The 26,339-nt window shown below is 42.9% G+C and carries 29 protein-coding genes; 10 read left to right on the top strand and 19 right to left on the bottom strand.

Features of this window, described 5'->3' with window-relative positions; genetic code table 11:
• Nucleotides 1–16 precede the first annotated feature (16 nt).
• Genes JVX94_RS00595 through JVX94_RS00585 form a run of 3 tightly spaced genes read right to left on the bottom strand, consistent with a single transcriptional unit; the run spans nt 17 to nt 2,185 of the window.
• Nucleotides 17–829, bottom strand: coding sequence for a DUF1444 domain-containing protein (locus JVX94_RS00595; RefSeq protein WP_095409308.1), 813 nt, complete (start codon nt 827–829; stop codon nt 17–19).
• Nucleotides 830–849: 20 nt separating this feature from the next.
• Nucleotides 850–1,170, bottom strand: a complete 321-nt coding sequence (locus JVX94_RS00590; RefSeq protein WP_024424860.1) for a thioredoxin family protein — start codon at nt 1,168–1,170, stop codon at nt 850–852.
• Nucleotides 1,157–2,185, bottom strand: coding sequence for a PTS sugar transporter subunit IIC (locus JVX94_RS00585; protein WP_205184242.1), 1,029 nt, complete (start codon nt 2,183–2,185; stop codon nt 1,157–1,159). The genes JVX94_RS00590 and JVX94_RS00585 overlap by 14 nt, the downstream gene beginning before the upstream one ends.
• Before the next feature lie 200 nt (nt 2,186–2,385).
• Here JVX94_RS00585 and JVX94_RS00580 point away from each other — a divergent pair, with 200 nt between their 5' ends.
• Entirely contained in the window at nt 2,386–2,832 is a 447-nt protein-coding gene (locus JVX94_RS00580; protein ID WP_024426182.1) for a YtoQ family protein, read from the top strand.
• Nucleotides 2,833–3,084: 252 nt separating this feature from the next.
• Here the strand turns inward: JVX94_RS00580 and JVX94_RS00575 are convergent, their stop codons facing one another.
• Complete coding sequence (locus JVX94_RS00575; protein WP_095409310.1) at nt 3,085–4,158, bottom strand: M42 family metallopeptidase; 1,074 nt, start codon at nt 4,156–4,158, stop codon at nt 3,085–3,087.
• A 199-nt stretch (nt 4,159–4,357) separates the two neighbouring features.
• Here JVX94_RS00575 and JVX94_RS00570 point away from each other — a divergent pair, with 199 nt between their 5' ends.
• Entirely contained in the window at nt 4,358–4,672 is a 315-nt protein-coding gene (locus JVX94_RS00570; protein WP_003217759.1) for a PepSY domain-containing protein, read from the top strand.
• A 41-nt stretch (nt 4,673–4,713) separates the two neighbouring features.
• On the opposite strand, the gene JVX94_RS00565 is transcribed toward JVX94_RS00570, so the two are convergent.
• The 3 genes from JVX94_RS00565 to trmB form a co-directional block, all read right to left on the bottom strand.
• The gene (locus tag JVX94_RS00565) at nt 4,714–6,411 is read right to left on the bottom strand and encodes an NAD-dependent malic enzyme (protein WP_205184240.1); all 1,698 of its coding nucleotides are present in this window, start codon (nt 6,409–6,411) and stop codon (nt 4,714–4,716) included.
• Between the two features lie 74 nt (nt 6,412–6,485).
• On the bottom strand, nt 6,486–7,334 hold the full coding sequence (locus JVX94_RS00560) for a YtnP family quorum-quenching lactonase (protein WP_205184238.1): 849 nt from the start codon (nt 7,332–7,334) through the stop codon (nt 6,486–6,488).
• A gap of 116 nt (nt 7,335–7,450) precedes the next feature.
• Nucleotides 7,451–8,092, bottom strand: coding sequence for a tRNA (guanosine(46)-N7)-methyltransferase TrmB (trmB, locus tag JVX94_RS00555; RefSeq protein ID WP_024424866.1), 642 nt, complete (start codon nt 8,090–8,092; stop codon nt 7,451–7,453).
• A gap of 188 nt (nt 8,093–8,280) precedes the next feature.
• Here trmB and JVX94_RS00550 point away from each other — a divergent pair, with 188 nt between their 5' ends.
• On the top strand, nt 8,281–8,556 hold the full coding sequence (locus JVX94_RS00550; RefSeq protein WP_205184237.1) for a YtzH-like family protein: 276 nt from the start codon (nt 8,281–8,283) through the stop codon (nt 8,554–8,556).
• Here the strand turns inward: JVX94_RS00550 and JVX94_RS00545 are convergent.
• The 4 genes from JVX94_RS00545 to thpR form a co-directional block, all read right to left on the bottom strand.
• A complete protein-coding gene (locus tag JVX94_RS00545; RefSeq protein WP_076840453.1) occupies nt 8,553–9,353 on the bottom strand; it encodes a phosphotransferase family protein in 801 nt (266 codons plus the stop codon). The genes JVX94_RS00550 and JVX94_RS00545 overlap by 4 nt on opposite strands.
• Nucleotides 9,354–9,637: 284 nt before the next feature.
• A complete protein-coding gene (locus JVX94_RS00540) occupies nt 9,638–10,567 on the bottom strand; it encodes a YegS/Rv2252/BmrU family lipid kinase (protein ID WP_205184235.1) in 930 nt (309 codons plus the stop codon).
• A 48-nt stretch (nt 10,568–10,615) separates the two neighbouring features.
• A complete protein-coding gene (locus tag JVX94_RS00535; RefSeq protein ID WP_203128741.1) occupies nt 10,616–11,551 on the bottom strand; it encodes a hypothetical protein in 936 nt (311 codons plus the stop codon).
• Nucleotides 11,552–11,576: 25 nt separating this feature from the next.
• A complete protein-coding gene (gene thpR, locus JVX94_RS00530; protein WP_144484987.1) occupies nt 11,577–12,128 on the bottom strand; it encodes an RNA 2',3'-cyclic phosphodiesterase in 552 nt (183 codons plus the stop codon).
• A gap of 94 nt (nt 12,129–12,222) precedes the next feature.
• On the opposite strand from thpR, the gene cysK reads away from it, so the two are divergent.
• Entirely contained in the window at nt 12,223–13,152 is a 930-nt protein-coding gene (cysK, locus tag JVX94_RS00525; protein WP_095409317.1) for a cysteine synthase A, read from the top strand.
• 48 nt (nt 13,153–13,200) lie between these two features.
• Here cysK and JVX94_RS00520 read toward each other — a convergent pair whose 3' ends face one another.
• Together JVX94_RS00520 and pepV are read right to left on the bottom strand one after the other, a co-directional pair.
• Nucleotides 13,201–13,827, bottom strand: coding sequence for a Type 1 glutamine amidotransferase-like domain-containing protein (locus JVX94_RS00520; protein WP_203128742.1), 627 nt, complete (start codon nt 13,825–13,827; stop codon nt 13,201–13,203).
• 23 nt (nt 13,828–13,850) lie between these two features.
• Nucleotides 13,851–15,251, bottom strand: coding sequence for a dipeptidase PepV (pepV, locus tag JVX94_RS00515; protein ID WP_111291846.1), 1,401 nt, complete (start codon nt 15,249–15,251; stop codon nt 13,851–13,853).
• A 95-nt stretch (nt 15,252–15,346) separates the two neighbouring features.
• Between pepV and JVX94_RS00510 the strand changes: the two genes are divergently transcribed.
• Together JVX94_RS00510 and JVX94_RS00505 are read left to right on the top strand one after the other, a co-directional pair.
• Complete coding sequence (locus JVX94_RS00510) at nt 15,347–16,645, top strand: NCS2 family permease (protein ID WP_095409320.1); 1,299 nt, start codon at nt 15,347–15,349, stop codon at nt 16,643–16,645.
• A 370-nt stretch (nt 16,646–17,015) separates the two neighbouring features.
• Nucleotides 17,016–17,237: a DeoR family transcriptional regulator gene (locus JVX94_RS00505; protein ID WP_008356419.1), complete on the top strand. Its 222-nt coding sequence runs from the start codon at nt 17,016–17,018 to the stop codon at nt 17,235–17,237.
• Nucleotides 17,238–17,306: 69 nt separating this feature from the next.
• Here JVX94_RS00505 and JVX94_RS00500 read toward each other — a convergent pair whose 3' ends face one another.
• Both JVX94_RS00500 and JVX94_RS00495 read right to left on the bottom strand, forming a co-directional pair.
• Complete coding sequence (locus JVX94_RS00500) at nt 17,307–18,023, bottom strand: pseudouridine synthase (RefSeq protein WP_046312109.1); 717 nt, start codon at nt 18,021–18,023, stop codon at nt 17,307–17,309.
• A 16-nt stretch (nt 18,024–18,039) separates the two neighbouring features.
• Complete coding sequence (locus JVX94_RS00495) at nt 18,040–19,662, bottom strand: putative polysaccharide biosynthesis protein (protein ID WP_205184234.1); 1,623 nt, start codon at nt 19,660–19,662, stop codon at nt 18,040–18,042.
• Nucleotides 19,663–19,837: 175 nt separating this feature from the next.
• Between JVX94_RS00495 and JVX94_RS00490 the strand changes: the two genes are divergently transcribed.
• From JVX94_RS00490 to JVX94_RS00475, 4 genes are all read left to right on the top strand, one after another.
• Nucleotides 19,838–21,109, top strand: coding sequence for a BaiN/RdsA family NAD(P)/FAD-dependent oxidoreductase (locus tag JVX94_RS00490; protein ID WP_095409323.1), 1,272 nt, complete (start codon nt 19,838–19,840; stop codon nt 21,107–21,109).
• The gene (locus tag JVX94_RS00485) at nt 21,106–21,303 is read left to right on the top strand and encodes a hypothetical protein (RefSeq protein WP_095409324.1); all 198 of its coding nucleotides are present in this window, start codon (nt 21,106–21,108) and stop codon (nt 21,301–21,303) included. Before JVX94_RS00490 ends, JVX94_RS00485 begins: the two co-directional genes overlap by 4 nt.
• 141 nt (nt 21,304–21,444) lie before the next feature.
• Nucleotides 21,445–22,977, top strand: coding sequence for a glycine betaine transporter OpuD (opuD, locus tag JVX94_RS00480; RefSeq protein ID WP_205184231.1), 1,533 nt, complete (start codon nt 21,445–21,447; stop codon nt 22,975–22,977).
• Between the two features lie 130 nt (nt 22,978–23,107).
• Nucleotides 23,108–23,632: a CbrC family protein gene (locus JVX94_RS00475; RefSeq protein ID WP_205184228.1), complete on the top strand. Its 525-nt coding sequence runs from the start codon at nt 23,108–23,110 to the stop codon at nt 23,630–23,632.
• 44 nt (nt 23,633–23,676) lie between these two features.
• Here the strand turns inward: JVX94_RS00475 and JVX94_RS00470 are convergent, their stop codons facing one another.
• The 4 genes from JVX94_RS00470 to JVX94_RS00455 form a co-directional block, all read right to left on the bottom strand.
• Entirely contained in the window at nt 23,677–23,859 is a 183-nt protein-coding gene (locus JVX94_RS00470; protein ID WP_024424881.1) for a sporulation protein Cse60, read from the bottom strand.
• A gap of 101 nt (nt 23,860–23,960) precedes the next feature.
• Nucleotides 23,961–24,272: a rhodanese-like domain-containing protein gene (locus JVX94_RS00465; protein WP_024424882.1), complete on the bottom strand. Its 312-nt coding sequence runs from the start codon at nt 24,270–24,272 to the stop codon at nt 23,961–23,963.
• A gap of 54 nt (nt 24,273–24,326) precedes the next feature.
• Nucleotides 24,327–25,010: a YesL family protein gene (locus tag JVX94_RS00460; RefSeq protein ID WP_205184225.1), complete on the bottom strand. Its 684-nt coding sequence runs from the start codon at nt 25,008–25,010 to the stop codon at nt 24,327–24,329.
• Between the two features lie 24 nt (nt 25,011–25,034).
• Nucleotides 25,035–26,324, bottom strand: a complete 1,290-nt coding sequence (locus tag JVX94_RS00455) for a Gfo/Idh/MocA family protein (protein ID WP_095409328.1) — start codon at nt 26,322–26,324, stop codon at nt 25,035–25,037.
• Nucleotides 26,325–26,339 lie beyond the last annotated feature (15 nt).

Below are 26,339 nucleotides of genomic sequence, written 5' to 3'. Positions count from 1 at the left end.
TCTTCAAAATTCCCTTCTACTGCTGTTTTGGTCTGCTTTTTGCAAGTATAAAGATCGGTTCAAGCTTACCCTCATCATATAAAAATGACAATGCGGTAATTGGAACCGTGCCGCTGGCGAAGAAGCTCATCGACATCTGTCCTAAAATATCATAGCCTGAATCATTGCGAACGTCTGCAATGATGAATACATCTTGATGAGGAACAGAAATCGCCATCTGCCCTTCTATTTTTTGCGCGTATTCTTGTAATAACGATTCATTTAAAAGTCTGCTGGCGTCATACCCGTCATTTGCACGGAAGAAATAAAACCGGTTGCCTGCCACTTCATCCATTTTCACTACAGTTTTAAGCGAACGGACATTGAAGCTTGCAGTTTCTCTGATTCGCTCTTTTGTCCAGTTTTCCTTTTGAAGCATCTTTTCATCAATTAATCGGTAGGTGCTTCCAAGGTCAAGTGCATAGTAGATTCTCGTTTCTGCTGTATGCTCATCAAACACGAGCGGAATTCCATCACTTGATGCCTCAGGAAAGGAAGTAGAACGAATGACCGGATAGATCTGCTTTTCTTTTCCTGAGATGTGCTGCGCTTCGCCTTTCATAGCACTCAACGCTTCTTTCACATAATAAACGATCTCATCGATTGTTTCATCAGGCTTTACTTCCCACTTTGCAATAATTGGCGGGAGCTCTAGTGTGATGCCTTTGCCTGTTTGTTTATCTTCAATACGAAGCGTATCTTTTTCCCGGTCAAACTGGTGTGACCAGCTGTCGTTCGTCAGACGGCTTTTGAGTTCATTCGCAAGCTGTCTTGATGTCATTTTTGCCATCGTTTTAGACTCTCCTTTCGTTATTTAGAAAGAGAATCTGTTAAAAATGCTTCTATCTCTTCCTTTGTCTTACGATCTTTGCTGACAAAGCGGTTAATCTCTTGTCCGTTTTTAAAGACTAAAAAGCTTGGAATGCCGTAAATTTCCCACTCTGCACAAGTGTCAATGAACTTATCTCTATCGACATAGAAGTACTCAAATTCTGGGTAGTTTGCTTCAAGCTCTGGCAAGAATGGCTCAATAAATGTGCAGTCCGGGCACCAGTCAGCTGAAAATAGCAATACCGTTAAGTCTTCTTGAATCACTTTTTGTAATTCTTCGTTTGATTCAATTTTTTTCATGTTTCATTCCTCCAGTTTGTATGGTTAAATCTCCGAATTGTATATAGCCTTTCTTTCTCATCCATTCTGATACTACCAAACTAATCACTGCCGGGCCAACGATATGCAAGAGAGCTATCGCCAGAAATACAGATGGATGAAACCCCATGACGGTCAGGGTCATGAGCTGTCCAACAAGCCCGCTCGTTCCCATTCCCGCTCCTGCCGCATTATTAACCATCCCAAAGCCAATAATACCAATTGGCGCGAGAATCAAACCAGCAACCGTCGGCGGAATCAGGATGAGTGGGTTTTTCACAATGTTCGAAAGCTGCAACTTTGACGTTCCAATGCCGACAGCCGCAAGACCGCCAAAGCGATTTTCTCTAAAGCCTGCAGCGGCAAAGCCGACCATTTGAGCACAGCAGCCAATCGTTGCAGCACCAGCAGCGGTTCCGCTTAAGTCAAGCATAAGCGCAAGTGCAGCACTTGAGATCGGAGAACTGAGAGCAAGTCCAACAATGGTCGCTACCAGCATGCCCATGATCAGCGGGCTTTGGTCTGTCCCCCACATGATGAGTCTGCCGAGCCCTGTCATCATGGCTTCAATCCCAGGTCCGATTAGAGCAGCGGTGAAAAAGCCAGTGATAATGGTGACAAGCGGCGTTAAAATAATATCAATTCTTGTCTCACCACTGACCAGCTTGCCGAGTTCCACCCCAATTAGAGCAGCCGCGAAGCTTCCGGCTGGTCCCCCAAGCTCTGCTCCAGCGGCACCTGAGACAACACTTGCAAAAATGATTAATGGAGAAGCATTTAAGCGATAAGCAACTGCTACGCCAATTGCCGGTCCCATCAGACCCATAGCAAGCGTACCCATTTTCACAATGAGAGAAAGTGATAACAGACCGCCTGCTGTTTTTAAAATCAGACCTACCACTAATGTAGCAAATAGGCCCAAAGCCATATAAGAAAGTGCATCAATGAAATACACCTTTGGCGAAAGGGAGATCCCCTTTCTTTTCAAATAAGTCATCAACGTCGTCTTCCTGCTTTCTCATAGGAAAGACGAAGAGGCCTGTCCTTCCCATTATATGTAGTATTCTTACGGTGAAAAATAGTCTCTACCATGAATATCATAATCATATTTTTTTTGCTTTATCAAGCACTTCTTGTGTAACATGAAAAGAAACAGGACAAACCTTTACTAAGTTTGTACAAAAGGAGGAGATCGTTATGCAATTAACTGTCTATTTAGCTGGAGAAATTCATAGCCAGTGGCGTGATGAAATCAAGGAGAAAAGCCAATCTTTGAAGCTGCCAGTGACATTTGTCGGTCCAATGGAAAATCATGACCGCTCCGATAACATCGGTGAGGATATTTTAGGTGAGCAGCCAAATGCCATTTTTAAAGATGATGCTGCGTCTGATTTGAACAATTTTCGTACTGAAATTTTATTAAACAAAGCAGATGTCGTCATTGCGCGCTTTGGTGAGAAATATAAACAGTGGAACACAGCCATGGATGCATCTGCTGCGATTGCAAAAGGGAAACCTCTTATTTTGATCCGTCCAAAAGAGCTGCACCATCCGTTAAAGGAACTATCAAACAAAGCAAATATCACTGTTGAAACCGTCAACCAAGCGATCAAGGCGTTATCTTATGTGTTTGAACAGCAATAATAAAGAAGGCTGCTCTCATTAAAGAGGCAGCCTTTCAGATTGTTGACAAAGGGCTAAAATGATCTTGATTTTAGCCCTTTGTCTTCTATTCAGCGTGATAGAAAACCTTTGCAGTCTAGGAAGGACGAGCACCGGAGCGGAGCGAATGTGAGATTCGTGAGCACCGGCGCGCAGACCTGACACCGAATGCGAGGGTTTGTCTACACGCTGGAAGGCTGCTCTCATTGAAGAGGCAGCCTTTTTCTATCACATTTATACCTGTTGATAAATAGAATCCACTGTACTTTGATCACAATTTTTGACAAGGCGGACAATTAACTCTTTTGCCGCTGCGTAATCATCCACATGCAAAACAGAATGACTTGTATGAATGTAACGTGCGCAAACCCCGATCACAGCAGAAGGCACACCTTGGTTTGAAATATGAACACGTCCAGCGTCCGTACCACCCGGTGATACGAAATATTGATATGGAATGTTGTTTGTCTCAGCAGTATCAAGCACAAAGTCTCTCATTCCGCGGTGCGTAATCATTGTCCGATCAAAAATACGGAGAAGTGCACCTTTTCCAAGCTGGCCGAACTGTGTTTTATCACCTGTCACATCGTTTGCAGGACTCGCATCTAAAGCGAAGAAAAGATCTGGCTGAATCATATTCGCAGCTGCCTCAGCTCCTCTAAGTCCTACTTCCTCTTGAACAGTTGCTCCTGAATACAGCTGACATGAAAGTGATTCGTCTTTTAATTCTTTTAATAATTCAATCGCAAGGCCGCAGCCATAGCGGTTATCCCAAGCCTTCGCTAAAATCTTTTTTGGATTCGCCATTGGAGTAAAAACCGTTGCAGGAACGATTTGCTGTCCTGGACGAACGCCAAGCTCTTTTGCCTCTTCTTCACTGTCTGCACCAATATCAATAAGCATATCTGACGGCTTCACAGGTTTGCTTTTTTGTTCTGGCGTCAGAAGGTGAGGAGGTGTACTAGAGACGACACCAGGAATTGGCCCGTGATCTGTATGGACGTCCACACGCTGTGCCAGCATGACTTGACTCCACCAGCCGCCAAGTGTTTGAAAACGAATCATCCCGTTTTTTGTAATCGATGAGACCATGAATCCGACTTCATCCATATGACCCGCTACCATAATTTTCGGTGCGTTTTCCGGCCCCTTGCGTACGCCAAACACTCCGCCAAGACGGTCTTGAATGAGTTCATCAGAATATTTCTCAAGTTCCTTTTTCATAAAAGCACGCACATGGTGCTCATTTCCTGGAGTTCCCTGTAATTCTGTTAAATTTCGGAAAAGTGACAATGTTTCTTCGTTCATTCTACAGTTTACCTCGTTTCTATGTAATGACCATATATATTCCTATAAAAATAACACTCACTTTATACTATAAGAATTCTTTCGGTTTTCCAAGTATCTCTCCAGAAATTTTGAATATGCTTTCAAGTATTCGGATTCCTTAACATCAATGGACAAGTTTTGTATAATGGAAAAAACAGCAATACGGAGGTGCAGCACGTTGAAGTTAAAACATGTTCTGATTGGTGCGAGTATTGGCGTAGCCGCTGCAATTGTTGCAAAGAAAGTATTTTTCCCTACGTATATTTCATCTGAAAAAGCATTAAAAATTGTGAAATCTGCTTTTAAACAGCGCGGCCCGATTGATGGCTCATGGATTTATACTGTACCAGAACCGTATACCGTAAATGGTGAAACGATTGATGTGTACAAATCTGGCATTACCCGCTCTGCCTTTGGCGAGCTTGAACAGTATGAAGTGATGATTGATGCCAAAACTGGCATGATCGTTGATGTCATTGATTCTGTTGCTTGATCAAGAAAGCTTCGCAAAGACGTGTCCTTGCGAAGCTTTTTTTATATGGCTTTGATTTTTTTGTACACAGGATGCCACATAGCGTCCTGTACAGCCTGAATAAGATCATCAGGCGTTTCTTCTGCAATTCCTTCATCAATTGCTGCCTGCGCCACACGGACGGCCACTGTCGCTGAAACGGTTCGAAGCTGATCGACACTTGGCAGCATCGCTGCACCCGGCTTCCCAACATTGACCATGCTTGCAATGGCTTCAGCACTCGCAACAAACATACTGTCTGTCATCAACCTTGCTTTTGACACAATTGTGCCTAGACCAAGACCTGGGAAGACAAGAGCATTATTCGCTTGTCCAATTTCATATGTGACGCCGCCATATTCGACAGGATCGAATGGGCTTCCCGTTGTCACAAGAGCGCGTCCCTCAGTCCACTCGATCAGATCTTGCGGCTTTGCTTCTGATAGAGGTGTCGGATTCGACATCGGTAAAATCGCAGGGCGTTCCACATGTGACGCCATTTCTTTCACAATTTCCTCTGTAAATGCTCCTCCGACAGTCGAGGTGCCAATTAAGATCGTTGGTTTCGCCTGCTTGACGACCTCTAATAGATCAATCGAATGCTTTGGACCATTACGGGCATAATCCTTTACTTCGTCAGCACGCCTTGCATACGGCTTTTGAAATGGCTGAATGTCAGGTGAATCATCTGTGAGCAGCCCCGTTTTATCAATACACCAGAAATGATCGTAGGACTCCTCTTCTTTGACCCCGTCTCTGACGATTGCATCACGGATTTGCTCGGCTATGCCAATACCTGCCGTACCCGCTCCAAAAATGACGATACGGTGATCTTTCAGCGGAACTTTCGAAGCTTTTGCACATGCAAGAACTGCTGCAAGTGAAACGGCGCCAGTCCCTTGAATGTCATCGTTAAATGTACAAATACGGTCCTTATATTTTTCCAATATCGCACGGGCATTCTTTGTGCCAAAGTCTTCCCAGTGAAGGAGTGCATTTGGGAAAGTAGCACGGGCAAGCTCGACATATTGATCAATGAACTGATCATAGCGCTCTCCTCGCACGCGGGAGTGCTGATTTCCAACATAAAGCGGATCATTCAAGAGACTTTCCTGGTTCGTGCCGGCATCAAGCACTACTGCCAGCACGCGGCTAGGATCAATGCCTGCTGCAGCTGTATAAACAGCAAGTTTCCCAACTGAAATGGCAATCCCGCCAACGCCCCAGTCTCCAATGCCTAAAATACCTTCTGCATCAGTTGCAACGATTAAATCAATTGATTCATCGACACCATAAGAAGCAAAAATCTCTTCCATGCCTTCCAGATCATCAATCGATAAATAAAGCCCTCTCGGCTTTCGATACTCATGGCTATAACGCTGAATAGCTGTTCCTACAGTCGGCGTGTAGACAATCGGAAGCATTTCCGCCAAGTGTTCATTAAGTAATTTGTAAAAAAGCACTTCGTTTCTATCATGAAGTGATGTTAAATACACATTCTTCCCTAGCTCATCCGGCTGTGCCTTGAACTGCTCATATGCACGCTTTGCTTGATCCTCTAAGGTTAAGACCTTAGGCGGAAGAAATCCCTTTAACCCGAGCTCCTCCCGCTCTTCCTTTGTAAATGCAACCCCTTTGTTTAAATAAGGGACTGACATGACTTCCATCCCTCTTAATGGTGTTTCGATCACATCACCATGTACACGATAAAATTGGTTCACCTGCACTCTTCCTTTCACAAGTTCATTTTGTCGTTATTTTGTGTGAAAGGATAAAAAAACATACAGATGATCTTTTATCTTCCTGTTTCTCTTTTGATTTCGTGTGTAATCTGCCCATCTTCGTCCCATTTTACAGCACGATAAATGGCATCATGATAAAACAAGTACCATGCATTTTTTTCTTCAGCATATGCCTGCCACTTTTGCTTGGCTGGAATCGAAGTCATTGGGTAATCATCATATGCCAAAACCCAGAGTGGATTTTTATGAGCGTGTGTTGGCATGATATCAGCTAAATGAATCGCTGTTTCGCCCTCACTTGTGAGCGTTAAAATACTATGACCGTTGCTGTGGCCGCCTGTATGATGCAGCTCGATTCCTTCTGTCACTTCGATGCTTTCTTCAAATGTGACGACTTGATCTGCCACAGGCTCCCAGTTTTCTTTCCAATATGTATTTCTTGAGCGAATATTTGGCGCTCTCATTTCATCCCATTCGATTTTCGATGTGATGATTGTTGCCTGCTGAAAAACAGACACGAGCTTATCGCCCTCACGTTTTGTTAATCCGCTGACATGATCGAAGTGTAAATGTGTCATTAATACGTAATCAATATCTGATGGGCGCAGGCCAAGGGCTGCCAGAGATTCTTCCAATTTGGTTTCCTCTGTCACGCCGTAATTGCGTTTTTGTTTATCTGTCAGCTTCCCTGATCCGATGCCGGAATCCACTAACAGATGAAGTCCGTTCCACCGAATGAGAATTGGATCACATCGTAATTCAATTTGATTGCGGTCATTTACCGGGTATTTTTTTGACCATAATGGCTTTGGCACGACACCGAACATCGCACCGCCGTCCATGTGCGTATCTCCCCCGTTTAACCAGAACAGTTCCATTTCACCTATTTTCATTGTCTCCATTGCTGTCATCCCTCCTTTTTCTATCGTAGCAAATACAGCCAAAAATCGCATGCACCAATCTTTTCATAAAAAAAGCTGACTGCAATTTTTCTTTGCAGCCAGCTTGATATCACTTGTTATTCTGGGAATTTGACTTCTGAACGATAGATAGGTTGCCCCATAGACGAGAATTTCTCTTCATATTCAGTCATCACGTTTCCTTCTAAGCCGTCCTCATGTAAATCTAGGCTGACATACGTTAAAAGAAGACCATAAGCAGAAAAACTTTTTAAGGAATATTCAAATAACCCGCGGTTATCTGTTTTGAAATGTAATTCACCGCCTGGACGAAGAATATGTTCATATCGCTCTAAAAAAGTTTTAAACGTCAATCTGCGCTTTTCATGTCTTGCTTTTGGCCACGGATCAGAGAAATTCAAATACACCCGGTCAATCTCATTTTCCGCAAACACATCTGTCAGCGTCTCAGCATTGATATTCAAAAGCTTTACATTTTCAACATCTGTCTCTTTGATTTTATCTACTGCTGTCACAATGACACTTTTAAATAATTCAATGCCAATATAGTTGATATCAGGATGAAGCTTGCCCATTCCAGCAATAAAGCTCCCTTTCCCTGTCCCAACTTCGATATGGATTGGATGATCATTTCCAAACAGCTCATGCCATTTCCCTTTATATTGCTCGGGACTTGCTAAAGCAATATGAGCATTCTCAGCTAAGTAATCATCAGCCCATGGTTTATGTCGCATTCTCAATTTGATACACCTCTATTTTCTTTACATTTTATCAAGATACCATGAAACATAAAGACCCGCAAGACAGCATCTTTTATGTCCATATAAAAAAACCAGCCCTTCACTTGAGCTGGTCTGCCGCATGTATAAATTGGGCGCTGAATGCACAGTTTAACCTCATAAATGACACGCAGGAAAGGAGCATTCGTATGGGTTTAAACCGTCAACATCAGCTTCAATTAATCAAAGATATTTTAACCGATCACCAGCTGGATTGCTGCGGGACTGTTGCAGAATATGAACAGGTGGGACGCGTGATTCAATTAATGCTGGCAAAAGAATATCTGGATGCTGACATTCGTCAGCTGTTAACAGATATTTATGATTACAGCCAAAAGGGCACCTCTGTCAGTTCAATTGATGCACATATCGAGGAGCATCAATCACATCTGTCTGAGTGGGTCGAAAACATTCCACTGTCTTAATGGATGTTTAACCGTTTTAAAAGTGCATTTAGCTCCGCTTGCACTTCTTTTTGTGCCTTTTCATTTCCTTTTCTTTTATGCCAAACGACAAATGATACGGTTTCAGCGAGCACGTACCACGCCATGCGCTTTCGCAAATTGTCCGTCAGCGGGGCGCCGTACATAGAGAGCCAGCTTTCCCAGTTCTCTTCCTCCACATAATGGTATAAAAGCGGTCCAAGATCAATCGCTGGGTCTGCAATCATCGCCCCATCCCAATCGATCAAATAGAGCTGGTTTTCATCTGTCAGCAGCCAATTATTATGATTGAGATCACAATGACAGACGACCTTGTCCTCAAAATGGACAGCCTCCACATGCTTCTCTAAGTACTGGATGGCACGCGTAATGTCTTGTGAATCAATTTGCTCGTTTAATATGGACTGTTTCAGATGCATCAGAATGGATTCTGGGTCTAGAGAGTGCTTCTCTAATCGTTTCAGCATATCGAGCAATTCTTTTGATGTATGAATTTTTCTTAGCTGCTCTGCTACAGGACGATCATTCATGTCCTTTGGCTTCAGCTCTCTGCCGCTCAGCCAGTGCTGTGCAGTAATCACATCTCCATTTTCCATCCGTTTTGTCCAGACAAGCTTCGGCACAATGCCTTCAGCTGACAAAACCGCAAGAAACGGTGACGTATTGCGTTTTAAAAATAGCTTTTGGTCATTGTGTGTTGCGAAGTACGCATCTCCCGTAGCGCCTCCAGCAGGAGAGATGTGCCATTCGCTACCTAATATTTGTCCCAACCAGTTCATATCAATTTTCAACCCATCATTTCTTAAAATATTTTAAATCTTGCTTTTTTAGTCGACAAAATTCAGCCGATTGAGGATCAATTGGCTGTTTCTTTTTTTATTTATATGATCATAAAAACAAAAAGGACAGCTATTGAGAATGAGATGCTAAACAATAGCCGTCCTATAGATTTTATCGTTACCTTCTTATACTCGTCAAGCAAAACTAAAAAATCAGGACAAGAACCTTACGAAAAAGAAGGCTTTTTTCATGGTTCTTTGCCTGCGGATATACCGCAAGTTATTTAAGCACGTAATTTTAAGGATCGTTCACTTGCCTTTACAAAGACAGGCGTTACACCGATCACTTCTCCATCTGCGTGAAATAAGATTTTCTCATCTGCTTCTAAGTACGCTTCCTCATGCTGAAACAGGGTAACTCCATTCATTCCAAGGTGCTTTCGAAACACCATTGCACTTAGAAACAAGAGGACTTTGAATGGATTCAAATCTGTGACAACAATCGTTTGAAAACCTGGCTGCCTTGCACTCACTTCCGGCGCTGCCTCCAGCCCTCCCCCGTAATACGGGTGATTGCATACGATCACAAACCACACTTGGCGAAAGACTTTCTTCTCATTTTCAATAAATAGCGCAAGATCAAACGGCTTAAACGACCATAAAGAATGGAGAAATGACAGAGGATAGATGATAAAGCCAAGCCCCAGCCGTTTCAGCCACTTCTTCCCTCTAAAATGCACCGTTTTCCTCAGCACATGTGCGTCAAACCCCACACCGATATGATTGAGAAAGAGAACTGATTGCGGACTTTCAGCATGATCTTGAAAGGAGCCGAGAGAAAATGTTTTGGTGAGCATTCTCTTTTGCTTTTTCACTTCTTTTAGGACATCGTGACGTTGGATACCTAGACCCTTCGCAGCATCATTCCAATGACCAGCAGGGACAAAACTAAGCTGCACATGATCGATTTCCTTTAAGCCATTCAGTACTTCATGAATAGTGCCGTCACCACCAATGACAATTAAGCGCTTCAGCCTGTCATCCTGCATGGCACTGATTTGTCTTGCCAAAACTTCTGCATGGCCTTCATGCTGGGTGAGAAACGATCGATAAGAGACCTCCACCTTTTGTAATTCTTTCTCTATGCTCCTCCATGTGCGGAGTCCTTTTCCATGTCCTGCTTCTGGATTAACGATAAAGTACCATTCATTCATATATTAGCTCCACTCAGGTGTCATTTTTCGTGACCTTCCATCATTTCTTTAATCGAGCCATTCCTGCCTTCTTTTACTGTCTGATTCACCATAAGCAAGCAATGCTTTTGTCGCCTTAAACTGCTGATGCTTTGTCGGCGCCGTATTTTTCCGCTGCTTTTCAAACCACTCTTCCGCCTTCTTTTTATCGACAACCTCCATCCCGTATGGAACTTCAGGTAAATCAATATAAGAGGTTCGGCTGATGAGGATTTTTTTCACAGGAATATCTACACCACTTTGCTGTAATATCTTTGACACGACGGTGCCAGAGCGCAGAAGGCTTGCACAAGGATTCAAGACAGACTGTACAGCTTTCCCAGTCGCCCGTTTTTCCCAAAAACGTTCCTTCGTTCCGATATAGACGCTGTCTGGCTCGGCCTCTAAGAAGGATAAACAGATCACTTCGAGCGGCGTGATGAGGATCGGACATAGTTCCATCTCAGCTTTTTGAATGAGCAGCACCGGCTTGTACATCACAAAATAAGAATCCGGAAGCTGTCTTGCAAGCATCCGCAGCTTTTCATCATACCGAATATGATGGGAAACGGTTGAAATATGTGAAATCGTCGAACTCGCCCATTTTAATTGCACCTCAAAGAGATGATCCTTAAAAAAGTGAATCAGCTGCGTTTCATCGGTAGGGACGTTTCTGAAAACCCCTTGCTCTATATCTGTCGGCTCGTTAAAAAGACGCAGGTCCCGTTCCTTTTTCATATCGGCTTCTTTTTGCTTTCTCTTTAAGGAGAATTTCTTTCTCTTTTCTTCCTCTTGTTCAGGCGCTTGTTGAGGAATTTGGTCAGCCGGTTGCTGCGCCTCCTCTTTCGAAGCCTTTTTTAACTCGTCCCATCTTTGTTTTTTCAACCGATTGAATTGATTGATGTAGTGATGCGGGTCTTGTTCATATCGTGATATATAATCTTGGATTTTGATAATTTGCGCCATCTGCTGCTCACTCCAACTTCTAGAATCATTTATGTAGTGTAAATTGTTTAATTGCGTGATAACGAGGGGCTTCTTTTGGACGTATTTCAAATAAAGTGATACGAGAAACCTCCATCACATATGGCTCTTTGCGTAAAGGCGCTTGCTTTTCATAAGGGTCATCCGCATTCCATTTGCGCGCGATCGTCATATGCGGATGAAACGGTCTCTTTTCAACAGGGTGTCCTGCTGCCAAGACGGCTTCTTTCACCTTTTCTCTTAAGTGCATGAGCGGCTCACTTTCATGAGGCTTTGCAAAAAAGACTCTCGGGCGTTCCTTCGCACCAAACTGCCCTACCTCATTCAGCTCTAGTGGAAATGCAGACGCTTCATTTGAAAGGATGTCAAGCAGCTGAATGACCTTTTTTAAACGCTCTTCTGGAATGGCGCCTAAAAAGACAAGGGTCACATGATAATCATGTGGTGCTGTCCATTTTTGAAAGAACAGCCCGCTCCTTTGATCAATATCTTGTTTGATTTGATGCGCAAGTTGTTCAGGGATGTGAATCCCTATAAAATAATGACGGCTTTCTGACACAATATCACCTGTCCTTTTTTAACAAACTTTACGAATCCCCATTGATGATAGTATAACTAAAGAAATGCGGAATGAGAAGAAAGGGTGTCATCTGATGAAAGTTGCACAAAATATAGCGGAGCTGATTGGCGATACACCGCTTGTTAAATTACAGCGGCTTCAGCCAGAAAATGCGGCGGCTGTTTACTTAAAGCTAGAATCATTTAATCCGAGCGGAAGTGTAAAAGACCGCGCGGCTTACAATATGCTCGTCGAAGCAGAAAAACAAGGGAAGCTCACAAAAGGAGCAACCATTATTGAGCCTACGAGCGGGAATACAGGGATTGGTTTAGCCATGAATGCTGCCGCAAGAGGCTACAAAGCCATCCTTGTCATGCCTGATACGATGACAAAGGAAAGAATCAATATTTTGAAGGCATACGGGGCGCAGGTCGTCTTAACCCCAGGAGAAGAAAAAATGCCAGGCTGCATCCGAAAGGCTGAGGAACTGGCTGCTCAAATTCCTCATAGCTTTATTCCTATGCAATTTGACAACAGGGCGAACCCAGATGCACATAGAGGAACAACAGCAGTCGAAATCATGGAAGCTGTGAAACAACTTGGACAGCCTCTTGGAGCCTTTGTCGCAACAGCTGGGACTGGAGGTACTATTACTGGAACTGGAGAGGAATTAAAGAAGGCCTTTCCTCATTTGACCATCCGTGTGGCAGAGCCGAAGGGATCTCCTGTCTTATCTGGCGGGAAACCTGGGAAACATAAGCTCGTTGGCACAAGCCCAGGATTTATCCCCCATATTTTAAACGAGCACGTCTATGATGACATCGTGCAGGTAAGTGACGAAGACGCTTATCACATCACACGGCAGCTCGCTAAGCTTGAAGGAATTTTAGTAGGCCCATCCTCTGGGGCGGCTTGCTATGCAGCCATTGAAACAGCCAAGCAATTGCCAGCAGATCAAATCGTGATCTGTATGACAGCAGATACGGGCGAACGTTACTTATCAAGTGATGTTTTTCAAGATTAAAAAAGGAACAGGGCGATGAATCCCTGTTCCTTTTTCTTCGTTTCATGGTTAAGGTGCTTTGACAGATTGCACCTCAGCCTGCTCCCCTGTGACGAGTAAAGCCTGTTCATCAGTAAGCGGGCATAAATCAAGCGTCTGCTGATACTTCTCTATAATTAGCTGCGCAGCCTCGCCTAAATAGGTATTGTGCATATGCGGTACTGGATAGCGGCTTATTTCATTGAAACCTTGAAATGATGAAAGCTCCGGTGCCTTCTTTTGATCATCCATCAGAGAGATAAATTCAATGCTTGGCGCCATAATGATACTCCCCGCAGATTCTCCGATGTACAGCTTGCCGTTGTTGATTTCTTCTTTCAACACGTTATCGAGACGATGCTTTCTTAATTCCTGCAATAAATAAAAAGTGTTGCCTCCTGAAACGTAGATCACATCATTTTGTTTGATCATCTGCGCGATCTTTTCAGCGGACTGTTCATCTATCTGTACAGTCTCAAGCTGCATCCCTAATTGCTGAAAGGCTTCCTTCGCTGCCTCCACATAGTGCGTGACTTCTTCTACAGCACTTGCCGTTGGAAAGAAAGTCACGCACTTCCCTTTTAAAGATTCACCGGCAAAGTCAGATAAGAGAGAATAACTGTCTTTGAATGAAGAGCTTAAGAACATTTTTTTCACTGTGAATCCCCTCTTCTCTTTTACTATTTTGCTAATTCATACATGGCTTGTGCATATAGAGCGGCTGCTCTTAGTAAGTCATCGATTTCGATATATTCATCCTTCTGATGGGCGCAGTCAGGTCTGCCAGGAAATAGAGGTCCGAAGGCAACGCCAGCTTCTAAAGATCTCGCATACGTTCCTCCCCCAATGGCAATCAGATTAGCAGGGTCTCCCGTTTGTTCCTCATATACCCGCTGCAAGGTTTTCACAAGCGGATGATCTTTTGAGACGTGATGCGGAGGGCTGTCTTCGAATTTTAGAAGAGACGCTCCTTTTATGCTTTCAATTCCTTTTTTGACGTCCTTGCCGTCTGCTGTTACTGGATAGCGGACATTTAACCCTAACTTTGCTTCCTCATTTTGTTTATAGCGGATTGTCCCAACATTCAACGTCAAATCTCCACTAATATCATCTTTGCAAGCAATTCCCAGCTTTTGTCCTCTTGTATCTTGATCAAATAAAGCGTTGATTTGGGAAGTAAAGGCAAGTCCCTGCTCATCTAATTCGTGTCCGCATAAGAAATTTGCCATATGAATGCCCGCATTTGTCCCATGCGCCGGCTCCATGGCATGAACGGATACCCCTTTTAATGTAAAATGCAGTCCATCCGCTGCGCTTTTTACTTCGCCAGATAATTGATGATCAGCTAGATAGGCTTCGAAGGCTGTTTTTAATGGTTCAGCATCGTGCTCCTGTGCAGCAGTCACAGTAGCAGCTGCCTCATCTGGTACCATATTGAGCCTCATACCCGATGTAAATTGCTTCAGCGTATAGCGCGGATGATCCGCTGTTTGTTGATATGTAAATGACAGGGTGGCATCAATGATCCCTTTTTCCGCATGAATAATCGGAAAATCAGCATCTGGTGCAAATCCAATTTGCGGCATCGCCTCATGCTTGAAATAATGGTCCACACAGCGCCAATCACTTTCTTCATCTGTTCCAATGATCATTCGGATTTTTTTCGACAGCTGCAGACCAGAATCTTTTAAGATTTTCAGCGCATAGAATGCCGCCATGGTTGGGCCTTTATCATCAATAGCCCCGCGTGCAAAGATTTTATTTTCTCTGATGTCAGCTGAAAATGGCGGGGTTGTCCAGCCATCACCAGCAGGCACCACGTCCACATGGCACAGCACACCTACAATGTCTTCGCCTTCCCCATATTCAATATGACCCGCATAGCCATCGACATTCTTGACTGTGAAGCCTTCGTCTTCCCCTTTTTTCAGCACATACTGAAGGGCATCGTCGACTTTTTCACCAAATGGCTTTCCTTCTTTGCCGCCTTCTTCATCAAGGACACTTTCAATTTGTAAAAAAGATTGTGTGTCCTTGATCAAGTCGTCTTTTTTTCGTATCACTTCAGCTTCCCAATTCATTTTTTCCATTCCTCCTTGAAAAAAGGTTGCAATCCACCCTTAAAACGAATATTATATTAATTGTTTTGTAATAATGTTCGTAAATGGAGGATTTTATGTTTCAGTTAAAAGAAAATCAAACCAACATAAAGAAAGAAATCATCGCAGGTATGACGACATTTTTTACCATGGTGTATATTGTTGCCGTCAACCCGGGAATTCTTTCAAAAGCAGGCATTCCTTTTGACCAAGTCTTTACTGCAACAATCATCGCTGCTGTCGTCGGTACGCTCTGGATGGCACTATTTGCAAACTATCCGATTGCCATTGCACCAGGCATGGGGCTGAATGTCTATTTCACCTTTACCGTTGTCGGCGGTGGCGGCATCAGCTATCAAACAGCGTTTAGTGCGGTATTTGTTGCTGGTATACTCTTTATTATTTTATCGTTAACATCCCTTAGAAAACAACTGATTCAAGCCATTCCAGATAATTTAAAGTACGGTATTACAGCAGGAATCGGGCTTTTCATTGCGTTCATCGGCCTCCGTCAGTCTGGAATCATCGCTGCTGATCCAGAAAACCTTGTGAAGCTTGGCAATTTAAATTCGCCTGTTGTCATTTTAACGCTTGTCGGCTTAATGATTTCGGTTATTTTAATGGTTCTTCAAATAAATGGTGCACTGTTTATCGGCATGTTAGCGACCACATTGATTGCACTCGCAACAGGCCAGCTTCATTTCCCTAAAATGCTGATGGACATTCCTGCACTGCCTGAAGGCATGCTGATTACAAATCCAATTGCTGCGTTTGGTGACGTGTTCTCTCATCATTTGTATGCTGTCGTCTTCTCCTTCTTACTGGTGACGATTTTTGATACAACAGGCACTATGATTGGCGTTGCCGAACAAGCCGGATTAATGAAAAATGGCCAGCTGCCAAAAGTGCGCAGAGCCCTGCTCGCTGACTCTGCTGCAACAACGGTTGGTTCTATGTTTGGTACAAGCCCAACCACTGCTTATATTGAGTCATCATCAGGAGTTGCTGCTGGTGGAAGAACGGGGCTGACTTCTTTAACGGTCGCTGCACTGTTTATTGTGGCATTATTTTTTGGCCCGCTCGTTCAAGCGATTTCTTCTTTACCATCCATCACATCACCTGTTTTAATCATTGTTGGCTGCTTGATGATGAACTCAGTGTCACGCATTCGCTGGAACGAATTAGACGAAGCATTCCCTGCTTTTCTTGTCATTCTTTCGATGCCGCTGACTTCTAGTATCTCTACAGGGATTTCACTTGGATTTATTTCATATCCGCTTGTGAAATTGGCGAAAGGGAAATGGAGAGAAGTACATGTGCTTGTTCTCATCTTTGCGGTCTTATTTTTCATTCAGCTCTTTTTCTTAGAAGGATAACAGAAACAAAAAAGGCACATCCTAACATGGAATGTGTCTTTTTGCCTTTACTGAATTTTTTATTTTGTAAATTTTCTGTGTTTATTTTTGGACGTTTGGAATTGTTAGCTTCTTTCGTATCCCCTATGATAATTGGGTTGTAACCGGATTCAAATCATGATATATACCATATTTTATTTCATGAAGACAAGTTTAAAAACACGTAAAGTTGACTTTTTGGTGGAACTAGATGCATAATAACGTGTATAATAGAATAAAACATTAACAAACACGAACATTTACCATTGTTGCATGTCCTTATTTCGCAGTTTTAGTGTAGTAAGTTGTGGTTAGTCAAGTCCATCCGATCTTATTGATAGGGAGTGGTTTTTTGAAACCTTCAACAAACCGTATGATGACTCGAATCAAATCAGTCTATATGTTCATTCAAGAGAAAGGTCTTGTGACGACACAAGAGCTGGTTGATGAATTCGGGATCACACCTAGAACCATTCAAAGAGACTTAAACGTGCTTGCCTATAACGATCTTGTTCATAGTCCAAGCAGAGGCAAATGGGAAACAACAAGAAAAAAAGTAAAAATATCATCTTAAGCGTATAATGAATTGTCCATATAACAAAAAGAACCGGCGATATGCCGGTTCTTTTCTTTTGTTCTTATGTTATTCACGATTCATTAAGCTGTCTAATTCTTCATCCGTCAATTCACGGTACTCTCCAGGTGCTAGATCTTCATCTAATGAGACAGCCCCCATCGAGAGCCTTTTTAAAAAGATCACTTCATTTCCCACTGCTTGCGCCATCAGCTTCACTTGATGGTACTTCCCTTCAGTAATCGTCAAACGGATGCGTGTATCTTCGTCTTCATTCGCATCTACTTCAACCTTCGCCGGCTTCGTGTGATAATCATCTAAGATGACAACGCCCTCTTCAAGACGCTTGATGTCTTGATCGCCTAAAGGATACTTCAAATGAACTTCGTACGTTTTCGGCACATGCTTTTTTGGAGAAAGTAATTGATGAGCAAGCTGTCCATCATTTGTAAGGAGAAGGAGACCGACCGTATCCTTATCCAGTCTCCCCACAGGGAATGGCTCCCTTGCGATATCCTCCGGCTCAAGTAAATCGACAACCGTTTCATCCCGCAGATCTTCAGTTGCTGAGATCACCCCGTCAGGCTTATTCATCATTAAGTAAATGAATTCTTTATACTCTACACGCTCTCCATGTACGAGCACTTCATCATTTGATGGATCAACATGATCTTTCACCTGCTTCGCCACTTCTCCATTCACTGTGACAGCCCGGGCCTTGACAAGCTTTTTTACATCTTTTCTTGAACCAAAGCCGCTGTTAGCAAGCAATTTATCAAGCCTCATGAATATCTACCTCTTCTTAACTCTTTTTTCTTAAAAATTTCGGCATACGGCTGCCAAGTACACGCTCTAGTAATCCCACCTTATAAGACAAGAACATATACACACCGCCGCCAGTGATCATGGAAATCAAAATGACGATACCCGCTTGTACAATTCCACCTTCATAAGAAATCACTTGGCTCACAAGCTGACTTGTCATATATGCCACCACACCCATGATCGCCGTTAAAATACCAATCAGAATAAAACGTTTGAAAATTCTGCGGAACGAATAGCCGGCATGGCGTTTAATCATGATAAACATATACAAGATGGACGCACTGTAGCCTAATGCTGTTGCCAGTACAGAACCATTTCCTTGCAGCCAGCTGATCAGCGGGATGTTCAGAACCGTTTTAATAATGATCCCTAACAAAAGACTGACGATAGCAAATTTTTGTTTGTTGATCCCTTGCAGAATCGCTGCATTAATGGTGAATAATGAAAACAATAATGCAACAGGTGCATACCAGAACAAAATGGAGATCCCAATCTCAGGGTGAACCGATGGATAGAAAAACCAATAAACCGGTCCAGCTAGTGCTGAGATACCAAATGAAGCAGGCAGCACGAAAAATAAAATGATCTGCATCGTCTGATCAATTTGTCTATTGAGCAGCTTGTAATTACGTGCTGTAAATGATTCCGTTATTGTCGGAATCAAGGTTAAGCCAAACGCTGTTGCAAGTGACACAGGAATCATCACGAGCTTCGGTAAATATAACGTCACAATGGACAATACCGCTGTACTAATATCCTGATGTCCTGATGCAATCATGGCTCTATTAATTGTGTTTGTATCGATATAAGAATAAATTGGAATCGCAAGTCCAACAAATACATACGGCGCCGCATAGCTAAACAGCTCTGTAAACATTTGCTTATAAGATAAATCAGAGTGAGTGCCTGTATTCGGCTGCATGGATAAGAGCCGGTCCTTCCGCTTCAGCCAATATAAATAAAGCGTGAATAAACCGCCAAATGCACCGATCAGTGCGGCAAATGTTGCATACCCGACAGCAATAACAAGCCCGCCGTCAAGCACTTTTAAAATAATAAACGTCGCCGTTAATAGGAAGATGATTCTGACAAGTTGTTCAATCACTTGGGAAACAGCTGTTGGTCCCATCATGGAGTGTCCTTGGAAGAACCCGCGTACAAGACTCATGATCGGCACAACTAAAAGGCCTAAGCTGACCATTCGAATCACATATACTACTTGATCGACAGTCAAACCACCTGTTTCATTTGATCCGCCAAGCTGAATCTTGGCAAAAATCGGTGCGGACAAATATAAAATAGAAAAGGCGATAATCCCGGTGACAAGCATGACCGACATACCCGCCCTGAACATTTTTCTTGTTGTCTCATAATCGCCGATTGCATTATATTTGGAAACAAATTTTGATACCGCTGTTGGAAAACCAAGCGTAGCAATACTTAAAAAGATCGTATACTGATTGTATCCATATTGGAATAGCGCTCCACCAGTTGCTCCAACCATAGCGCTAAATGGAATTAAATAAATCATACCTAGAATACGAGAGAGATACGTCCCTATCGTTAAAACCAACGTACCACGAAGCAGTTTATTAGACATGCGCTTAACCACCATTTTTCTAATGAATATTCAACTTAACTATTTTACCACATCATTTCAACACACAGGTAACAAATCCAATACTGAAGTCACAAAACCAATCAATTCATATTTCAGCCTTCCCTAATCTTCGTTATAATAGAAAAATGACTGAAAGTAGAAAGAGGAATGTAACATGAAACATTATGATGTCATTGTCATTGGCGGCGGACCTTCTGGACTGATGGCCGCGATTGCATCAGCAGAGCACGGCGCGACTGTTCTGTTAATTGACAAAGGAAACAAACTTGGCAGAAAGCTGGCCATTTCTGGCGGCGGACGCTGTAACGTCACCAATCGCCTTCCAGTAGAAGAAATCATCAAACATATTCCCGGAAACGGCCGTTTTCTATATAGTGCATTTTCTGAGTTCAACAACGAGGATATTATTTCGTTTTTTGAAAACCTTGGCATTGAACTAAAAGAAGAAGACCATGGACGTATGTTCCCTGTCTCAAACAAAGCACAATCTGTTGTGGATGCCCTTCTAGACAGGCTCCGTGCCCTCAATGTCACCATTCGAACGAACGAAAAGATTAAAACGGTTCTGTATCAAGACGGACAAGCAGCTGGAATTGTTACAAATAATGATGAAAAAATTTCAAGTAAGGCTGTCGTCATCGCTGTAGGCGGGAAAAGTGTACCGCATACCGGCTCTACTGGTGACGGCTATGCATGGGCAGAAGCAGCCGGTCATACGATTACAGAGCTCTTCCCAACAGAAGTACCGGTCACATCAGATGAACGATTTATTAAAGAAAAAGTGCTTCAAGGTCTTTCTTTAAGAAGTGTGGCTGTCAGTGTTTTAAATAAAAAAGGGAAACCCGTCGTCACGCATGTCATGGATATGATCTTTACTCACTTTGGTTTATCAGGTCCAGCTGTTCTTAGATGCAGCGGATTTGTTGTAAAAGAATTAAAAAAGCAGCCGGCAGTCCGCCTGCAAATAGACTTATACCCGAAGCTGAATGACGAGGAGCTGTTCCAAAAGCTTCATCGAGACCTAAAAGATGAACCGAAAAAAGCCATTAAAAACGTCCTCAAGTCTTGGATGCAAGAACGCTATTTATTGTTTCTGTTAGAACGGAACGGTATTGATCCTCAAGACACATTTTCTGGTCTAGCCAAAGATAAACTGCGTGCATTTGCCCATGATTGCAAACATTTTATTGTTCATGCAAATGGGACGCTATCCTTGGACAAAGCGTTTGTGACAGGAGGCGGCGTTTCTGTGAAGGAAATTGAACCGAAGAAAATGGCGTCTAAAAAAATGCGCGGTCTTTATTTCTGCGGAGAAATTCTAGACATTCACGGCTACACAGGCGGATACAATATCACGTCAGCACTTGTGACAGGCAGACTTGCCGGCATGAATGCTGCACTAGAAGTAAAGGAGAGAGATCAATGATCAGACGCGCACTACCAATTGTTCTTGCGGTCGTTATCAGTTTAACAGCCGCTGTTTTCTTGAATCTGTCCATTACCCCGTTAAAAGTCGCCATTGTTTTGGCGTTTACTATTTTCGCTGTATGTTTAAAAGAATATGTCTACCGTCTTCGCAAACGAATTGAGGAAAAATCGTCTTCCCATATCGATAGTTGATAAATGGAAGCAAAACATGTTACGGTAAAGTAGAGGTCGAGTGAGAAGCTCGCCTCTTTTTGTTTGAAATAAGTTGAGTTAGGGGATATTAAGCAAAAGTCCTCTGCTTAAACGTGTAGAACAACAGGAGAGTGAGATGGTGTGAAAAACGTATCAAGTGTATTTTGGATTGTGATTGCGATCACATTTGTTGCCGTGATGTGGGGAGCGTTTTCTCCAGAGTCATTGCAAAATGTCACAGATCAAATTCAAACATACATTACAAATGACTTTGGCTGGTATTACTTGTTAGTGGTATCACTGCTTGTCGGCTTTTGTCTATTCTTTATCTTTAGCCCAATCGGTAAGATTACGCTAGGAAAACCGGGGGAAGAGCCTGAATTTGGTCTATTTTCTTGGTTTGCTATGCTATTTAGTGCCGGTATGGGAATTGGTCTTGTTTTTTACGGAGCAGCTGAACCGATCAGCCACTATGCTATTCAGTCACCAACAGGAGAGACTGAAACTGCGCAGGCCTTCCGCGATTCCCTTCGCTATACATTTTTCCACTGGGGGCTTCATGCATGGGCTATTTATGCCATTGTTGCACTTTGCATTGCTTACTTTAAATTTAGAAAAGATGCACCTGGCTTAATCAGTGCAACGCTGCAGCCCGTTTTAGGAAATAAAATTCACGGATGGATCGGTAAAACCATCGATTGTATTGCGGTATTTGCAACTGTGGTTGGTGTGGCAACAAGCCTAGGATTAGGCGCAGCACAAATAAATGGCGGATTGAATTATCTTTTTCATATTCCAATTGCCTTTAGCACACAATTGATCATTATCATCATTGTGACGGTGCTTTTCCTTGCATCTGCTTTAAGCGGGATTGGAAAAGGCATTAAATACTTAAGTAATATCAACATGGTATTAGCAGCTGTTCTGATGTTTTTCTTACTTTTGGCAGGTCCAACTGTTTTTATCTTAAATTCATTTACTGACTCGATTGGGCAATACTTATCCAATGTCGTTCAAATGAGCTTCCGTCTATCTCCAAATGATCCTGAAAAGAGAGAATGGATTAATGGATGGACGATCTTTTATTGGGCATGGTGGATTTCTTGGGCACCATTTGTCGGGATCTTTATCGCTAGAGTGTCACGCGGGCGAACAATTCGTGAATTTTTATTGGGTGTCTTAGTCGCTCCTTCCATCCTAGTCTTCCTATGGTTCTCGATTTTCGGTGTATCTGCGATGGATTTACAGCAAAAGAATATTGTCGATGTTGCAGGTCTTTCAACTGAAACGATGCTCTTCGGTGTACTGAATGAATATCCGCTGGCGATGATTACATCGATACTGGCGCTCATTTTAATTGCCGTATTCTTTATTACATCGGCTGATTCAGCTACATTTGTGCTTGGAATGCAGACAACCTACGGATCATTGAACCCTTCTGGCAGTGTCAAAGTCAGCTGGGGCATTATCCAATCGGCTGTTGCTGCTGTGCTTTTATTTTCAGGGGGACTTGAAGCCCTGCAAAATACAGCCAAGCTCGCAGCCTTGCCGTTCTCCGTTGTCATCATATTGATGATTGTCTCGCTGTATAAATCACTAAATGATGAACGAAGAGCTATTAAACAAGCCAATCAAGTCACTAAACCACGAAGTCCAAGAGTAAAAAAAGCATAATCGCAAGCGAGAAAAAGCCGTTCCTTATCCGAACGGCTTTTTTCTATATAAACAATTTAAGATTGTCTCGAGCTTGAGGATTCCTTTAAAATAGTGATGAATCATCACTTTCTACATAATGGAGGTTTATATGACGTTACCTACGTTCAAGTACAACCCAGATCCAGTTTCGTTAAACGTGATTAAAAAAGAGCATACAACATGTCCTGTTTGTGAGAAAGAAAGAGATTATGTGTACCAAGGCCCTTTTTATACTGTTGAAGATGTGGAGGGAATTTGTCCTTGGTGCATTAAAGATGGATCAGCGGCGAAAAAATACAATGGAACTTTTCAAGACGATGCGAGCTGTGATGACGTCGATCAAGAGGATTATATCGATGAGCTGATCTTCAGAACGCCAGGCTATCGCGGATGGCAGCAGGAATATTGGTTAAGTCATTGCGGAGATTTTTGCGCAATCGTCCAGTATGTCGGCTGGAAAGAGATTGAACATCTAGAGGAAGAACTCGCCGAGGATATCGAAGACATTTGCAGCGGAGAAGGATTAACAAAAGAGAACCTAAAGAAATGGCTCGTCAACGGAGGAGACTTACAAGGCTACCTCTTTCAATGTGTTCACTGCAACAAGCATCGTTTATATATTGACGCCAGCTAACCAAAGAAATAGGACCCTTCAAGCAGGTCCTTTTTTGATGCCGTCTATTTTTTATATAAAATGAGTGCAGAAAAACAGTAGAGCTGTTCCCCTCCCTGCTCACAGATCACCGCTACATTGTACTTGATGTCAATGATTTGGTCGTCATCCATTCCTTTTAAAAAATGATTGATTTCGCTCTGCAAATCTTTCTCATGTTCTTCATCAAATACAGCTACCTTTAGCACCTATGCCACTCTCCCTTCTCTCGCTACTCTATCTTTATGCACAGAGAGAGAGGCATATGAACAAAACCTTTCATCTTATCGATCGATGAAAGGTCTTCTATTTATAACTTCGGTTTTGTTTCTCCTGTCCAAGCAAGCATCCCGCCAACGACATTGGTCGCTTGGTAGCCTTGATCTTCTAGGTAATAGCAGACATTTTCACTACGTTTACCAGAGCGGCAAATAATATAATATTCCTGCGTTTGATCGAATGCATCCAGCTTCTCAGGGATATCACCCATTCGAATGTGGATTGCTTCCGGGATCATGCCTTCTGCTACCTCTTCATCCTCACGTACATCGACAAGCTGAATGGCGTCTTCCTGCTCTAGTTTTTGTTTTAATTCTTCTATTGAAATTTCTTTCACTGACACGACTCTCATCTCTCCTTTTCATCACGGTGACACCATTATAGCAAATGATTCACTTCACTGCGTATTCACCCGCTTCGATTGAAGGAAAGACGGCAGCCGCTTCTTCACTTCGGCTGTCTCGTGCTCACTTTCAAACTCTACCTTTTTAAAGACTTGATAGGCAAGCCACATATGACCGTAGGCGAGTATGCTCACGCTGAAAAACGGCACGATTCCTGGTAAATAAGCAAACAGAACAAACAGCACAGCCGAGAAAACAAGCATAGAGAGTGTATACTGCAAGTATGAGATACCAAGCAGAAGAGAGAATTTCAAATAGAGACGTTTTTTCCAATCGTAATGAGCAAGCAGCGGAAAAATATAAAATAAGCTCACAATAAACAGAAAACCGAAAATATATATAGCAAAGCGAAGCACATGTAAGAGCCAACTCGTCGGATAGATATAAGCAAGGTCGACATAAATAATCGTTCCAATGATGAATATTACCACTCCAATGATGTTAGAGCGTACAAACTCCTCTCGGTATATCTTCCAAAAAATGCGGAATACATTGACTTGCTCATGCCCTTGAATCCACTTTCTCATCACAGAAAATAACGCAGTGGTCGCAGGCATCAAGCCAAATACGCCAAGCCCCAGGATGGTGAACAAAAGCCATAACAAATTCGTATAGGCGAGTCTCATCACCCACTCACACATCCTCAGCATTCTGCTCATTGAACCATCATGATCCATCTCTTCCCCCTCCTCTCATTCTCTTTACACCGTCTCTTTATGAAACAATTCATCGATTTCAATTGGGCGCTTTTCTGTGACAGAGCGCCACATGCCTTCCCCAAGAGCAATCGAATAAGCCCCAGCCTCTGCTCCCGCTAAGATGTCATAGTGAATCAAGGGATCTTTTCCTATAAATAAATCAGCCAAAAGCAGAGGATCTCCTCCGCCATGTCCGCCTGGCTGCTTGACGACTTCAATCGTCTCCTTTGATCCAAACATCGGGTAATAAGAAATTGTTTGTTCTGGAAATTGAAATGGAATTCTTGATGGCACATGAAACTCATTTGTTTCAATACGCCCCTTCGTCCCATTAATAGCCAGACGATAGCCTTCATATGGGGCTGAGAATTGAATCGAATAGCTGAGCAAAGCCCCTTGGTCATAAGCAACTGACGCCACATATGTATCCTCAATATCAATTTCCTGATCAAAAATGCAGGCATCCGGGCGATAATTTGAGTACTGCTGCGTTTGCTCCTGACCGGATTCAATATGGTCGTCTTCCACCTTCGAGCGCTCAACCCGCGGGTTCCACCTTGCTTCATAATGACATATATCCTTCACATGACATGTTCCGCAAAATCTATTTTCCTCCCCCTGCAAGGGATTCCAAGGGCTTTCACTGCCGTAATAGTTCAGTGCCCCGTAGGCAAATACTTGCTTCGGTTTTTGATCAATCCACCAGTTGACCAGATCAAAATGATGCGTCGACTTATGAATGGACAGTCCGCCAGAAAATTGACGTGTGCGGTTCCACCTTTTGAAATAACTAGCACCATGATACGTATCAATGAGCCAGCTCAGTTCAACAGAAGTGACCCTTCCAATTTTCCCGTCTAAAATAAGTTCTTTTACCTTTCGATGGAAAGGGTTGTAGCGATAATTAAAAGTGACCGTGACCTTCCCTTTACTTTCCGCCTCTTTTTCCATCACTTTTTTGGCGTCTTTTGCTGTTGTCACCATCGGCTTTTCAGTGATGACATCAAGATCATGGTCAAGTGCCTGCATGATATATGTGACATGTGTGTCATCCCTGCCTGCCACAATGACGATATCTGGTTTTGCTTCTTTGACCATCTGATCAAATGCATCTTCATGAAAAAACGAAACGCCCCGGAGTGATGGAAAACGCTCCTGACAAAGTGTATACCGCTGATGATCTATATCTAGGAGCCCAGTAATCCGATAATGTTCATTGAAATCCTCTGTGAGCGGTTTAATAAACATATTAAATGCACGATGACTCAGCCCGCATACCACGACCCGTTTCACATTCCCCACCCCATT

The sequence above is a fragment of the Bacillus sp. PDNC022 genome (assembly GCF_016919285.1).
Classification (GTDB): Bacteria; Bacillota; Bacilli; order Bacillales; family Bacillaceae; genus Bacillus; species Bacillus safensis.
This window is presented reverse-complemented; position numbering and strand designations above follow the sequence as displayed.